Source organism: Nitrospirales bacterium (assembly GCA_031315865.1).
Taxonomy (GTDB): domain Bacteria; phylum Nitrospirota; class Nitrospiria; order Nitrospirales; family UBA8639; genus JAGQKC01.
Genome location: JALDRJ010000002.1, coordinates 3,648,820 through 3,662,941, shown reverse-complemented (window position 1 = coordinate 3,662,941; position 14,122 = coordinate 3,648,820). Strand labels below are relative to the sequence as shown.

Sequence of the window (14,122 nt, the reverse complement as noted above, 5' to 3'; positions counted from 1 at the left end):
AAACTGACAACAGATAAAAGGAGGAGCGCCGATGGTCTCACGGTATATACTGGTCGTGTCGATGATGATTGTGAGTGTGTCGCTGAATGCCGGATGTTCGACTAAACCCGAATCGCTGCCTCGTACGCCTTTGCTGGCTCCGAGCGGAACATTGCCGACGGCGGCAACATTCTTGAAGGTCGGGAGTGAACGCTTTGCCGTAGGCCAGTGGGAAGCGGCCAAGGTGCAATTTGAGCAGGCATTGAAAGCTCAGCCAGATTTAGCCGAGGCGCATTATGACCTAGCTCTGACTCTGGAGCGACTCGGCGACTCCGAGCAAGCCCGGCAGCATTATATCGAAGCGGCAAACCTGGCCCCAGGTCATAAGATTATTTGGGACTCACCTCCTCTACGACGTTACGGGAATGTGCCGGACAAACCCGCAAACAATGCCAGCGCGCCAGTGTTGCCGAGCCTCGGCGGTGGGGGCGGTCTTGGCGGATTCGGGGGGGCTGGCAGTTAAGTTTTTTGGCGCGCGCGCGCCTGAGTTCGATAGCCTCGAATGAGCATGAATGTGCCGATCAAGATCATGGGGATGCAGAGGATCTGTCCCATGGTGAGCGATGCGAAAAGAAATCCGATGTGACTGTCCGGTTCTCTGAATTGTTCGATAAAGAACCTTGCACACCCGTATCCGATGAGAAAACTCCAGAATATCGTCCCGGGAGGTGTCGACCGTCTATTCACGATGCTCAGGATCACGAACAGGACAAATCCTTCGAGAAACGCTTCATACAATTGGGATGGGTGTCGGCAGTTGGGACCACCGTGGGGAAAGACCATGCACCAGGACACGTCGGTCGCCCGTCCGTACAATTCTCCGTTGATAAAGTTTCCTAATCTGCCAAACCCCAGGCCAATCGGCACGGCCCCCGCCGCTAAATCCGCGATACGATAGAGTGGAAATCCACGTCGGCGGCTGAACAGCCAGAGGGCCACGCATGTTCCGATCAGTCCCCCATGAAAGGACATGCCGCCTTCCCATACGGCAAAGATCTTTAACGGATGTTCGAGGTAGAACGTCGGGTTATAGAACAGGATGTAGCCGAGCCGTCCCCCGAGAAAGACTCCAAAGGCTGCGAAGACAATGAGGTCCGATAATTGTTCGTGCGTCAAATTGACGTGTTTGTCGGCGGCGCGAGATTTGATGACAAAATATGCCGCCCCAAGGCCCAGCAGGTACATGAGGCCATACCAACGGAACGCGAGGGGTCCCAGTTGAAAAAAAATTGGATCAATTTCAGGGTACGGAAGGGCGAACAAATGGTTGAGCACGAGCATGTCCTTTTCGTCGGAGTAGCGGATGATGGGCCCAGCAGGTCGTGACCGACAGATCCTCCATGATAGTAGGTGTGTCGACGTGTGATTGCAAGCGTTGTCGTGGCAAGAGACCATACCTCAATGCCTATGCGTTGGAACGAGAAACTTGCTGAGCCTGGGTGGTTGTCGTATGATTTTCCGTACGGCTGTGTGAAACATTTCCATGTTCTAGATTGCTTATGAATTGAATGTTTCCCATGAACTACGCTTCCCCTTCATTATCTCGTCTTCGAGATGCCGAAATTATTCTCGATTGCATCGCCGATGGGGTGATGACGATTGATTTGCAGAAACGGGTGACGTTCCTCAATCGGGCTATGAAAAACCTGCTCGGATTCCGGGGGGAACTGTCAGAACAGGTTTTGGCATGTGATGTCTTGGTCCAAAGTGAGATTTGTTCCAGCCAGGACTGTGTGCTCGAGCGAGCCTTACGTGGAGAACGGGTGGATAATTTTGAGACCTTTGTGAAGCGGCATGACGGTCGTCTGATCCCGGTGAGCGTGAATACGGATTTCTTGCGTGATGAAGGCGGGCAGTTAATGGGGTTAATCGAAGTCATTCGCGACATGTCGTCGACTCGAGAGCTCTCCCAAGTCATCGTAGAAGTGAATGAATTAAAAAACCGGTTGGAAGATCAGGTGAATGCCCACAATATGATCGGAGAAAGTCGAATCATGCGGGAGATTTTTGCCAAGCTTCCCGCCATGGCGGCTTCAAGCGCGGCCACGTTGATCACCGGTGAAAGCGGAACCGGCAAAGAGCTCTTGGCCTATGCGTTACATGCGCTAGGTCTGAGAAAGCATTTTCCGTTCGTGGTCGTTAATTGTTCAAGTCTTTCGGAGGGGGTGCTTGAAAGTGAAATCTTTGGACATGTCAAGGGGGCGTTTACCGGTGCCTACTATGACAAGGTTGGGCGGTTTGAACGCGCGCATCGGGGGACCGTTTTTTTGGATGAAGTAGCTGATATTCCGCTTTCCACGCAGGTCAAACTCTTACGGATACTCGAAAGCGGGCATTTAGAGCGAGTCGGGTCCAATGACACGATTCATATCGACGTGCGTCTTGTCGCAGCGACCCATCAAGATTTGTCGGCGGCTGTCAAGGCTGGCACATTTCGTGAAGACTTATTCTATCGCATTCGGGTCTTGGCCATTGATCTTCCGCCCTTGCGAAGTCGTATGGATGACTTGCCGTTGTTCATCAATTACTACCTCGAAAAATTCAACGGCAAAATGAAGAAGCATGTGCGGCAGATTTCTCCCAAGGCGCTCGAGGCACTGATGCAGTATCATTTTCCCGGTAATATTCGAGAACTTCGAAACATCATGGAGCATGCCTTCGTCTGTTGCGATGATACGATCATCAGATTTGAGGACCTTCCTCGGGAAATTCAGCATTACCGTATCCTCCACACGAAGGGAAGAGGAAGTGAGAGCCTCAAGAATATTGAACGCGAAGCCATTTATCACGTGTTGTCACAAACCGGTTGGAAATATGCCGAGGCTTCCAAAAAATTGGGTATCGGTCGTTCGACACTTTGGAGAAAGATGAAGTCGTATAGTATAGAAAATATAAAGAAAAACGTTTCAAATTAGAACCTCATGTGATTACTTTTGGTATCGCATAATATATTCAGTAATATCATGAACTTGCAGAGTTATTCTCTGAATTTCCTTAAACGTTGTTTTATATTGAAACATGTACTCGAGAATTTCAATATTACTACTCCTTTAATATCAATAGGTTAAGGTAAAAGACTTTAAGGAACTATTATTGCATCCTCATATCTATGCCTAGTTAATATTTGCATTACCATATCTTAACTTATATGAGGAGCACTCCATGGAATGTCCGCGTTGCAAAGGTATAATGGTGAGCGATAGATTTGAAGATATTGCCGACGAAACGGGTGCAATGAGGTTTTCCGGTTGGCGTTGTATCTTATGCGGTGAAATTTTAGACCCAGTTATTTCTGCGAATCGACAATCTCATCACGAGCCCCTTCTTGGCCGGTCGCGAAAAAAGTTTGCCACTCAACTTGGGTGATGGCAATCTTGCCTCCGCGCTGTTAGGGTATCCATTCTTCATCCTCATGACAAAGGGCTGGTTGGATTCTTCCCTGTTGATCGACTGGGTGTGAATCGATTAGCCGCTGTCTTGTTTGAATCCTGTTGGAAAGAAAGGGAAGTGGGTAATAATGCCGGAAGAAAATACGAGACCAGCTGGCCAAGACGGTGATCCGATGACTCCGAAGGATAATCTCATCCCAGGGGTCGAGTATGTTATTGCCGTGAGTAGTGGGAAGGGTGGGGTTGGAAAATCCACGGTGACGACGAATCTTGCGGTTGCGTTAACAAAAGCTGGCAAGACCGTGGGGTTGCTTGACGCAGACGTGTACGGCCCGAATATCCCTACCATGATGGGTGTGACGAAACCACCAGCCAAAGAAGACGCGAAGATCATTCCAGCCGAGGGACATGGGGTCAAAGTCATGTCGATGGGATTTTTTGTTCCTGAGGAAACACCTGTTGTTTGGCGTGGGCCGATGGTGCACGGGGCCATTCAGCAGTTTTTCCGTGATGTCGTATGGGGCGATTTAGACTACTTACTGATTGATCTCCCGCCAGGAACTGGGGACGTTCAATTATCCTTGTCCCAATTGGTTCCGTTGACTGGAGCCGTGACTGTGACCACTCCACAGGAAGTGGCCCTTCAGGATGTTCGAAAAGGTATCGTGATGTTCCAAAAGGTTAACGTGCCCATTCTTGGGGTGATAGAGAACATGAGTTTTTATGTGTGTGGTCATTGCGGGGAGCGGAGCGAAATCTTTTCGCATGGTGGGGGGGAGAAAGCGGCTGAAAAGTTTGGTGTTCCCTTTCTTGGACGTATTCCTCTTGATCCCGAGATTCGACGGGGAGGGGATGAGGGGACGCCCATCGTAATCGCGAATCCGTCTTCGCCACAGGCCAAAGCGTTTACCGACATGGCTGCGGCTTTGATTACGCGTACGGCTCGTGAGTCGTCAGAGGGGAAAGCCTCCATTTCCAGCCTGCTGGGCAAGATTAAAAAACCGATGCAAGAAGAGAAGTAACCCATCTGCACTCGACTATAGAGGGAGGAGGAGATTCAATGGGGGAGTTTGTCACGATCGCGAAAACCGATGACTTAGCGCCAGGGAACGGCTTGGTAGCTGAGGTGGAAGGGAAAAGTCTGGCTGTGTTTAACGTCGATGGAACGTATTATGTCATCGATAACACGTGTGTCCATCGTGGAGGTCCACTGGGAGAAGGGGATCTTGATGGCGAGACGGTGACATGCCCCTGGCATAGCTGGGAATTCAATGTGAAGACCGGGGCCTGCATTACGAATCCTGCGGCCTGCGTACACTCCTACCCTGTTTCCGTGAAGGGTTCTGATATACAGGTGGAAATCTCGTGAGCCTTGCGCTTTCCAGATGGCGGCAACTAATCTGCCTGAGGGGGCGGGAGGAGGCCTGAAGGCCTGTCGAAGGGCCAGGGGCTATTTCAGGTTCCATTAGATCATGATGCGATGAAGCACTTCGCTCAACTCGCTGAGTTGAAAGGGTTTCGCCACCATTCCTAAAAAGCCAAATGCCGTGTATCTCGATAATAAGGGGTCGTTACTGTAGCCACTGGCTACGATAGCACGAACTTCAGGGTCAATTTGCCTCAGCTTTTCCAACGTGTCCTTACCCCCCAATCCCCCAGGGACTGTTAAATCCAGAATCACCGCCGAATATTCTTGGTGTTCCGCTTTGGCTTGCTGATAGCGACTAATGGCATCTCCACCATCGGGAACGCTTTCGACTTGGTACCCGAGATGTCCGAGCATCTCCTCGAGTAGGAGACGAACAGAGTCATCATCGTCCATGACGAGAATTTTACCTTCTCCAGTGACAGAATCGGGGACTGTTTGGACATCTGGCGATACTTGAGAGGTCGTCGCTGGCAGGAACAAACTCAACGATGTCCCCTGTCCCAAATTTGAAGATACGGTCATCGTGCCACCATGATTTTTTGTCACGGAATAAGCAGTGGAAAGTCCAAGACCGCTGCCGGATTGTTTGGTCGTGAAATAGGGATCAAAAATTTGCGTCAAATAATCGGAGGGAATACCGATTCCCTGATCTTCAACGGTGATCTTGACGTAGCGGCCATTCGGCAATGGCACCTTGTGGTCCACATCATGCGCAGAAAGAGAAACATTTTTACCCCGGATGGTGATCGTTCCCCCTTTGGGCATGGCCTGATGGGCGTTCAGGACTAAATTATGGATCACATGGCTGAGTTGTTCCCTATCCGCTTCCACGCCCCAAAGGTTTGCCGGAAGATCAAACTCACAGCGACTTTTAGTGCCTCGTAGTGCAAAGGTGGCAGATTCCGTGATCATCGGGGCTAGCGAGAGTGGATTTTTCACCGGCGCTCCACCTTGTGCGAACGTCAGAAGTTGTTGAGTGAGACTTTTGGCTCTCAAGGAGGCTTTCTCGGCCTCGGTCAGGTATCCGTAGGGTTCGGTTTGCGGGTTGAGGGAAACCTTGGAAAGCGAAATATTTCCCAGAATACCGGTGAGTAAATTATTAAAGTCGTGGGCTATGCCTCCAGCCAGGATGCCCAAGGATTCGAGTTTACTGGCCTTGAGAAGCTCTTGATCCGCTCGAATCCGATCAGTCATGTCTCGTAGGACCAGCACCGCTCCCAGGATCGTTTTGTCTTGACGTCGGATAGGTGCGGTGCTCGTTACCACGGTCCGTTCTACACCTTCCTGGGATCGTAGCAAACGGTGATGGATGGGATGGAGGGTTTGCCCTGTTTGAAGGACATCCCGGACGGGGTGTTCCCGTGGCGTCGTCTTATCTGACGTGACAAGTTGGACCACCTCATCGGCCAGGTGGCCGAGGGCTTCGTATTGATGCCAGCCAGTTTGAATTTCTGCGACTCGATTCATGGACGTGATCCGACCTTCGATATCCGTGGTGATGACCCCTTCGGCGATAGACGCGAGCGTAATGGCCAACCGTTCTCGTTCGGCATTGAGTTCTTCCTCGGCTTTTAGCAGTCGATGTTCGCGTTGGATTTGCTCATAGGTTTGAACGATGATGGATGGAAGAAGTTCGAGGAGCATATCGTCTTTGATGACGTAATCACGTGCACCGTATTTCATCATTTTGACAGCGAGCCGCTCGTCGCCGTGACCCGTGACCACGATAAATGGCAGTAGCCGTTGTCGGCGTTCCAGCTGCTGCACGAGGTCTACGCCGCTGATATCCGCGAGTTGTAAATCAAGCAGCATCAGGTCAGCGTGATGATCCGCCAGCCAGGTGATCGCTTCCGCTCCACTTTGGACGATGACGGTCGAAAACCCCTCGCGATGAAGGTATTTTTGTATGAGCGTAATGAGCCCTGGATTGTCATCCACCACTAACACCGTAAAAGATTGTCTCGTGGTATTCATGCAAAATTCCCTTCCTCATGCACGCGTGAATGAATATAGCGAATCCACATACGTTCCAACCGATACAGACGACAAACCCCGCGCGGTACGACGTTGAACCATACAGACGTTATTTGAAACGGCTATAAGTTGATGGCCATTCAGGGGCCTATCTTGATGCTGTGAATGTCGTAAAAAGAAAATGAGTGCAGAGGATACGAGGAAAAAGTAAACGGAGAGTATGGGAAGAAACGATAAAAGCTAGTGGCGAACGACGAGCCTCCTCTTCAAAAAATGGTTCCAGGTAAAAGGTCTACCATATAAATAAATGACGTGAATGATCGTGTTCGGTATTGTACAGAATCCAAAAAACGAGCGCGCATAATAGCTGATTGCTCAAAGCTGTTCAAGAGGTGAGGAATAAATCTTTTTCCGATTAAAGTATATGAATTGTAATGATCATGGAACAACGTGGTGAGATGCTGAGTCTACAGATTGTGGTGCCTGGTAAGCGTATCACACCATTTGTGGTGGCGAGGAAGCGGCAATCATAGATTTCAGTACAAGCGCTGAACGATGTAGGTGAGACATCCCTCGTCGAATGAAATGCCTGAAATCATCTGTCTGCTAGGAATTTTGACTATCGCGATGACCGACTGCGGAGAAGTCGTTTGATTTTTTCAATCATCGCTTCATTCTCGAGAGATATCGAACTGAACGAAACCGAGAAGCTCTATGCATGTCGTTAATCTCACCGCTTTCGGCAATTTTCGTGGCTATGATGTCTCCGGCGGTTCTGCCGATCGGGAGACAATGTCCGCAAGGTCAGGTGTCTTTTGGTGGCGTCATTTCCGTGTTTCCTGTTACCATTTACTATACGCTACAAACTGTCTGCTTTTTCCCCGCGTGTTCTCTACTCTATGGCGATTAAACGGCTTCTGATCTTCATTCCTTGCGTCATCACCGTCTTTCTCCTTCAATCGTACTTTTGGGTTCCAACGTATGAGAAGCAGGCATCAGGGAATCCTGGACGATTGGAGACCTATATTGAAGGTTCCATCGGGGATGCGAAAATTCTCAACCCGATCTTAAACGCCGACATGGCTAGTGCGACGATCGTCGGTCATCTCTTCGAGGGGCTCTTGGATTTAGATGAAGACCTGAGTCTGCGGGGCCGTCTTGCGACGCGATGGGAAATTACGGAACATGCCTATCTGCTGGTCGATCCTCAACGCCGTTTCCCTGACGGAACCCGGATGACTGGCTCAGAGCTCTTGCGGCGGATCCGGGCCGATCTCACCAAGGAGCCTCTTTCGGATACGCTGCCAGAAATGCGCGCGCGCATTCAATCGATTCGTCTCCTCCCGCCTGAAAAGCGGAGGGAAAAGGTTTCCGTGTTCGCCAAAGACGAGCGTGGAGTTCCCCGAAGTCACGACGTCTCTATCACGATCACGGTGCCTGAACGCATTGAGTTCGTCCTGGACTCTGTCGATCAGGATCTCTTTGACCGTCTGATTCCGGTCATCGGGGAAGGCTACCTTGAGCAATTTCCACATGCTGACTATATCGTCCTGCCTCCGGAATTGTCCGCGAATCTCCGCGAGAAGGTTCAAATGAAATTCCCTCGAATCCTTCCTGTCGGCGAGCACAATCCGCAAATCGTTTTTCACTTGCGCCCTGGGGTGAAATTTCATGATGGCCATGAATTTGATGCGAAGGATGTCAAATTTACGTATGAAGCCATCATGGACCCCAAGAATCTCTCCCCCCGAACGTCCGATTTTGAACCGATCAAACGGATTGACATCATTGATCCGTTGACGGTCAAAGTGATTTACAAACGCTTGTTTTCTCCGGCGATCAATGCCTGGACGATGGGCATGCTCCCCGAACACCTTTTGAATCAGAAGAGGATGCAAGAAGAAATGACGGCGCGTGGACTCTCAGAGGAAGCTCGCGAGTCATTCGGGATGCGGGATAGCCATTTTAATCTTCACCCTGTGGGGTCGGGGCGATTTCGTTTTGTCGAATGGCATAGCGATGAATACATTCATCTCACGCGTTTTGATGACTATTGGGAAGGTCCCGCCGAGTATCACGACTATTACATGAGGATTATTCCCGATTTGTTCACCCAGGAACTGGAGTTTCAAGCCGGGGCGGTGGATTACTACGGAGCTCAGCCTCATCAAGTCTCTCGGTATAAACAGGATGAAACCTATCAGCATTTTTCGAGTCTGGCTTTCGCCTACAACTACATCGGGTACAATATCCGAAAGCCGTTATTTTCCGACCCGGACGTTCGTCGCGCCCTGAGTATGGCGATTAATGTCGACGAGATGCTGAAGTATCTCGTGTACGGTGAAGGCGAGCAAATTACCGGTCCGTACCCAAAGAACACCGAATGGTACAACCCGGATGTGCCGCCGATACCGTACGATCCCGATGGGGCGAGAAAACTCCTGAAAGCGCGCGGGTGGAAGCTCAATCAGGATGGCGTGCTGGAAAAAGACGGTCAACTGTTCAAGTTTACCTTGATCACGAATCATGGCAACCCGATCAGGAAAAATATTTTGAGTATCGCCCAGAATTCATGGAAAAAGATCGGGGTGAAGTGCAAGACCCAGGTTTTTGAATGGGCGGTTTTTTTAAAAGACTTCGTCAATACCGCCGAGTTTGATGCGGTGGTCTTGGGATGGAGTATGAATGCGGATCCTGATTTATATCAACTCTGGCATTCGAGTCAGGTTGGCCCTCAACAACTCAATTTTGTCGGCTATCAGAATCCTCTGGCCGATGAGCTCATCGTGCGCATTCGTCAAGAGTATGACAAGGAGACGCAGCGGATCTTGGCGCATGAACTTCATCGCGTGATTTATGAGGATCAACCCTATACGTTTCTCTACGCGCCGTTGAGCACGAGGGTGCTGGATAAGAAAATCGTGTTAGTGTACCGGGAGAAGGATGGGAAGGAATACTACAGGAAGATTTATCCGACCAAAACCGGAAACGAAATGTTTCATTTTCATAGATGGCGCAAGTTGGAGTTTCTCCCGAACTTGTTGATGTGACTCTGATGACCGCTTAGATCCCGGGGCGAGGCATGCCCTGACGTCTGAGGAGAGTTAAGACCAGCCGATGAGAGGATTTATCATTCGTAATGTGGCCCAGCGATTGGTCCTCTTGTTTATCGCGTCTGTCCTTATCCATTCGATTATTCATTTGGCTCCTGGAGAACCCAGTGCGGTCGATCCGATGAACCCGAGGATGAAGCCGGAAGATGTGGCGAAGATTCGGGCGGCTTTTCACCTGGATGATCCACTGTACATGCAATACGCCTATTGGGTGCGGGATTTGTTTACGGGTGATTTGAAATCGTTCAAGGACAATCAACCCGCCTTGCCGAAAATCTGGCGCCGCTTTATGAATTCTGTGCCCTTGTTTCTCGTGGCGATCCTCATTACCTGGACGTTTGCGTTTCCCACGGGTATCTATGCTGCCGTCAGGCGGGGGACCGTCTATGATCGATTCACGAATATTATAGCGTACACGCTCATCGCTATCCCGGGGTTCTTCCTCTCGTATCTCCTCATTCAATGGGTCGTGGAGACGTTCGGCGTTCCGGTAATCGGGATGAAAACCTTTGGCATGGAACAGGCGGACACGTTCTATCGCGTCATGGATCGCGTGTGGCATTTGGTGCTTCCTTCCGTCATGTCTGGAATGTTGGGGGTTGCGGTGCTGTCCCGTTATGTTCGCTCGCAAATGCTTGAAGTCATCAGTCAGGACTTTGTTCGAACGGCCAGGGCCAAAGGAGTGGCCGAGGATGATGTGATCTATCGCCACGCCCTGAGGAATGCTTTGTTGCCATTCGTCACGCTCCTGGGATTGATGTTACCGGGGCTGATTGGCGGTTCGGTGATTTTTGAAACCATTTTTGCATGGCCGGGATTGGGGCGACTGGGGTTTGAGGCGATTATGTCAAGGGATTTTTCGATTGTGTTGACGATTAACGTCTTCGCGGCCGCGCTCACCCTATTGGGGACTTTGCTTTCAGACATTCTGTATGGGATCGTCGATCCGAGGATTCGTTTGCAATGAGGCCGTGTATGCATAGGGTCTACGGGAGGCGAGGATGACGTCTTCTCAGACATCTTCGCTCTCCGCTATGGACCGTGCCGAGCCGATGGCGGAGCATGAAACGCCCTGGCAGGAGTTTGTTCGCATTTACACAAAAGACCGGTTTGCCGTTGCCGGTGTCGTGATCTTGTTGTGTTTGCTAGGCGCGGCCATTGCCGGAAAGATTCTCACGGAATGGGTGGTTGTCTTTGACCCCGAAGTGGTTCGTCTTCCGGATAAATTTTTACCGCCATTCTCAGCTCCTTCGCAGGATCTGATCCCGGCGCGAGATCTTCCGACCTTGGGAGTGTATCTCTTGGGCACTGATGAATTGGGGCGCGACGTCTTTGCGCGAATGCTTCAGGGTTCTTTTGTGTCGCTTTCGGTTGGTTTTATCGCGATGGGCATTTCCATTTTTCTCGGTATTTTACTCGGAGGCTTGGCTGGGTACTATGGTAACGTGAAGCTGGGTTTCATCACTGTCGATACGTTGATTATGCGATTTACCGATATCATGATGTGCATGCCGACATTGTTTTTTATTCTGACCATCATCGTCTTGCTGCCGCCAAGTATCTTTACCATCATGATCGTGATCGGACTCACGAGTTGGATGGGAACATGCCGGCTGGTTCGTGCCGAATTCCTGGCGTTGCGAGAGCAGGACTTTGTCATCGCAGCCCAATCGTTGGGGGTGTCCGGACCCAGAATTATTTTTCGTCATGTGATCCCGAATGCCATAGCCCCGGTGTTGGTGTCAGCCACGATTGGAGTTGGTGGGGCCATTCTCACCGAGTCAGCCTTAAGTTTTTTGGGAATCGGGGTTCCTCCTCCCTATGCCACATGGGGCAATATTCTCGCCGATGCCCGCGCGTTCATCTTTGACGCCCCCTGGTTGTTTTTTATCCCAGGCATCGCGATTTCGATCGTGGTTTTGTCATTTAATGTAGTAGGGGAGCGCATTCGAGAAACCGTAAACCCCAAGCTTCGGAGCCGGTGAATGAACGACCACGATTCCCCTCTACTCGAGCTCGAACATCTTTCGACGTCTTTCTTTACCGACAAGGGTGAGATTCGAGCGGTGGACGACGTCAGCTTTTCGATCAAGGCCGGAGAGACACTGGCGTTGGTCGGCGAATCGGGGTGTGGAAAGTCGGTTACGGCATTCTCCATCATGCGCTTGGTCGACAAACCAGGGAAAGTGGTCGGTGGAAAAATTGTATTCAAGGGGCAGAATCTTCTTGAATTGTCCGATCCGGCTATGCGGAAGATTCGCGGAAAGTCGATCGGAATGATTTTTCAAGAACCGATGACATCTTTAAACCCCGTGTTCCGGATCGGCGACCAGATTGGCGAAACTCTAGAAATTCATACTGATTTGTCGCGCAGCGCCATTCGCCAAGAGGTGTTGCGGCTGTTAGAGAGAGTTCGAATTCCTTCACCGGACAAGCGGATTGATCAATACCCGCATGAGCTTTCCGGAGGTATGAAGCAACGCGTCATGATCGCCATGGCGCTGGCCTGTAAGCCCGATCTCTTAATCGCCGACGAACCAACCACGGCGTTGGATGTGACGATTCAAGCTCAAATTCTGGATCTTTTGAAAAACCTTCAGGAAGAGATGGGGATGGCCATTCTGCTCATTACCCATAATTTAGGCGTGGTGGCTCAATTTTCTCGACAGGTCATTGTCATGTATGCCAGTAAAATCGCGGAACGGGCGAGCGTGGAGCAGCTTTTTCGCAACCCCTCTCATCCCTATACCAAAGCGTTGTTGAATTCGCTTCCTCGACCCAATGAACGCGCCAAGCGGCTTGAGTCGATTCAGGGGACGGTTCCTTCGCCGTTGGACTATCCCAGGGGTTGTCATTTTTCGACACGCTGTTCAGAAATTCTTGACGTATGCGCGGAACAGCCTCCGCCACTCGTGCACGTTGAGTCCGGCCATGAAACATCCTGTTGGTTGTACGCCGGACATCCTTTGAAGGCAACAGGTTCAAACGAAGAACAATGACAGATACGTCAGGCAGGATAGAAACGCGTCGTCCTTTGCTTGAGGTAACTGGTCTCAAAAAGTATTTTCCTGTTCGCAGTGGCGTGTTTTCCCATGTGTCATCGTGGGTGAAAGCCGTCGATGATGTGAGTCTCGATGTTCATTCAAGTGAAACCCTTGGGCTGGTCGGAGAGTCGGGATGCGGGAAAACGACGGTCGGGCGAACGATTCTTCGTCTCATGGAACCCACCGCGGGCCAGGCGCTCTTTGAAGGAAACAATATTTTCCAGTTTAGCGCCAAGGAACTTCGACGCGCTCGCCGTTACATGCAGATCATCTTTCAAGATCCCTATAGTTCTCTTAATCCACGGATGACGGTCGGGGCGATCGTTGGGGAACCTCTCATCATCCATGGCCTCGCCAAGGGGAAAGACCTTCAGGAGAAGGTGTCGCAACTTTTGGCGCGGGTCGGTTTGCGTCCGGAGCATCATGCACGATATCCTCATGAATTTTCCGGTGGGCAGCGACAGCGGGTGGGTATCGCCAGGGCGCTTGCCCTTCGTCCGAAGTTTATCGTTTGCGATGAGGCCGTTTCTGCCCTGGATGTCTCAATCCAGGCGCAAATCATCAATCTGTTAAAAGACCTTCAACAAGAATTTCAACTCGCGTATTTGTTCATTACCCATGACCTGAATGTCGTGGAGTATCTGGCTCAGCGGATAGCGGTGATGTACCTAGGGAAATTAGCCGAAGTAGCCCCGGTCGCTGACTTATTTCGTGCCCCCAAGCATCCCTACACACAAGCTCTGTTGTCGGCGAACCCTATTCCCGATCCTGCTCGTCAGCGAACACGAATCATGTTGCAAGGCGATGTCCCTTCGCCGCTCCATCCTCCGACCGGCTGCCGGTTTCATACACGATGTCCAGAGGTAATGGATGTGTGTAAAAACATCGAACCACCTTTGATTCAAATCGATTCGGACGGGCCTCCTCATCAAGTGTGGTGTCATTTGTATGGAGACGTGAAGCGGGAAAGTACAGCGTGACGTGGGAGGGACGATTTCTCTTCTCATTGATTTTTAACCTGTCCAGGTTGCCGCCCCAAGAGCGGGCTTCGTATAATTCCAAATCAATTCTGAATGGGAGTGTTGCCTAATGAAATTATCAAAGGCCATGTTTCGTCAGAACGACGTTATGCAT

Annotated in this window: 11 protein-coding genes; 9 read left to right on the top strand and 2 right to left on the bottom strand. The window is 50.7% G+C overall.

The features are described 5' to 3' along the window. Positions 1–31: 31 nt before the first annotated feature. The gene (locus MRJ96_16605; GenBank protein MDR4503066.1) at positions 32–502 is read left to right on the top strand and encodes a tetratricopeptide repeat protein; all 471 of its coding nucleotides are present in this window, start codon (positions 32–34) and stop codon (positions 500–502) included. Here the strand turns inward: MRJ96_16605 and lgt are convergent. Beyond that, positions 499–1,320 carry a prolipoprotein diacylglyceryl transferase gene (lgt, locus tag MRJ96_16600; protein ID MDR4503065.1) on the bottom strand — a complete coding sequence of 274 codons (822 nt, stop codon included), beginning with the start codon at positions 1,318–1,320 and terminating at the stop codon, positions 499–501. The genes MRJ96_16605 and lgt overlap by 4 nt on opposite strands. Positions 1,321–1,556: 236 nt before the next feature. On the opposite strand from lgt, the gene MRJ96_16595 reads away from it, so the two are divergent. The 3 genes from MRJ96_16595 to MRJ96_16585 all read left to right on the top strand — a co-directional run bounded on the left by MRJ96_16595 (position 1,557) and on the right by MRJ96_16585 (position 4,797). Continuing rightward, positions 1,557–2,954: a sigma 54-interacting transcriptional regulator gene (locus tag MRJ96_16595; GenBank protein ID MDR4503064.1), complete on the top strand. Its 1,398-nt coding sequence runs from the start codon at positions 1,557–1,559 to the stop codon at positions 2,952–2,954. Positions 2,955–3,556: 602 nt separating this feature from the next. After that, on the top strand, positions 3,557–4,450 hold the full coding sequence (locus MRJ96_16590; protein ID MDR4503063.1) for an Mrp/NBP35 family ATP-binding protein: 894 nt from the start codon (positions 3,557–3,559) through the stop codon (positions 4,448–4,450). A gap of 38 nt (positions 4,451–4,488) precedes the next feature. Next, on the top strand, positions 4,489–4,797 hold the full coding sequence (locus tag MRJ96_16585; protein ID MDR4503062.1) for a Rieske (2Fe-2S) protein: 309 nt from the start codon (positions 4,489–4,491) through the stop codon (positions 4,795–4,797). 96 nt (positions 4,798–4,893) lie between these two features. On the opposite strand, the gene MRJ96_16580 is transcribed toward MRJ96_16585, so the two are convergent. After that, the gene (locus MRJ96_16580; protein MDR4503061.1) at positions 4,894–6,831 is read right to left on the bottom strand and encodes a response regulator; all 1,938 of its coding nucleotides are present in this window, start codon (positions 6,829–6,831) and stop codon (positions 4,894–4,896) included. A gap of 899 nt (positions 6,832–7,730) precedes the next feature. On the opposite strand from MRJ96_16580, the gene MRJ96_16575 reads away from it, so the two are divergent. The 5 genes from MRJ96_16575 to MRJ96_16555 all read left to right on the top strand — a co-directional run bounded on the left by MRJ96_16575 (position 7,731) and on the right by MRJ96_16555 (position 13,968). Then, positions 7,731–9,881: an ABC transporter substrate-binding protein gene (locus tag MRJ96_16575; protein MDR4503060.1), complete on the top strand. Its 2,151-nt coding sequence runs from the start codon at positions 7,731–7,733 to the stop codon at positions 9,879–9,881. Between the two features lie 67 nt (positions 9,882–9,948). Beyond that, on the top strand, positions 9,949–10,911 hold the full coding sequence (locus MRJ96_16570; GenBank protein MDR4503059.1) for an ABC transporter permease: 963 nt from the start codon (positions 9,949–9,951) through the stop codon (positions 10,909–10,911). A 34-nt stretch (positions 10,912–10,945) separates the two neighbouring features. After that, positions 10,946–11,929, top strand: coding sequence for an ABC transporter permease (locus MRJ96_16565; protein MDR4503058.1), 984 nt, complete (start codon positions 10,946–10,948; stop codon positions 11,927–11,929). After that, positions 11,930–12,943 carry an ABC transporter ATP-binding protein gene (locus MRJ96_16560; protein MDR4503057.1) on the top strand — a complete coding sequence of 338 codons (1,014 nt, stop codon included), beginning with the start codon at positions 11,930–11,932 and terminating at the stop codon, positions 12,941–12,943. Further along, positions 12,940–13,968 (top strand): dipeptide ABC transporter ATP-binding protein, encoded by a 1,029-nt coding sequence (locus MRJ96_16555; protein MDR4503056.1) that lies wholly within the window; start codon positions 12,940–12,942, stop codon positions 13,966–13,968. The genes MRJ96_16560 and MRJ96_16555 overlap by 4 nt, the downstream gene beginning before the upstream one ends. Positions 13,969–14,122 lie beyond the last annotated feature (154 nt).

Bases quoted from the DNA above. Each gene is read 5' to 3' on its own strand.
- MRJ96_16605 (MDR4503066.1), top strand. From the start codon at position 32: ATGGTCTCACGGTATATACTGGTCGTGTCGATGATGATTGTGAGTGTG.
- lgt (MDR4503065.1), bottom strand. From the start codon at position 1,320: ATGCTCGTGCTCAACCATTTGTTCGCCCTTCCGTACCCTGAAATTGAT.
- MRJ96_16595 (MDR4503064.1), top strand. From the start codon at position 1,557: ATGAACTACGCTTCCCCTTCATTATCTCGTCTTCGAGATGCCGAAATT.
- MRJ96_16590 (MDR4503063.1), top strand. From the start codon at position 3,557: ATGCCGGAAGAAAATACGAGACCAGCTGGCCAAGACGGTGATCCGATG.
- MRJ96_16585 (MDR4503062.1), top strand. From the start codon at position 4,489: ATGGGGGAGTTTGTCACGATCGCGAAAACCGATGACTTAGCGCCAGGG.
- MRJ96_16580 (MDR4503061.1), bottom strand. From the start codon at position 6,831: ATGAATACCACGAGACAATCTTTTACGGTGTTAGTGGTGGATGACAAT.
- MRJ96_16575 (MDR4503060.1), top strand. From the start codon at position 7,731: ATGGCGATTAAACGGCTTCTGATCTTCATTCCTTGCGTCATCACCGTC.
- MRJ96_16570 (MDR4503059.1), top strand. From the start codon at position 9,949: ATGAGAGGATTTATCATTCGTAATGTGGCCCAGCGATTGGTCCTCTTG.
- MRJ96_16565 (MDR4503058.1), top strand. From the start codon at position 10,946: ATGACGTCTTCTCAGACATCTTCGCTCTCCGCTATGGACCGTGCCGAG.
- MRJ96_16560 (MDR4503057.1), top strand. From the start codon at position 11,930: ATGAACGACCACGATTCCCCTCTACTCGAGCTCGAACATCTTTCGACG.
- MRJ96_16555 (MDR4503056.1), top strand. From the start codon at position 12,940: ATGACAGATACGTCAGGCAGGATAGAAACGCGTCGTCCTTTGCTTGAG.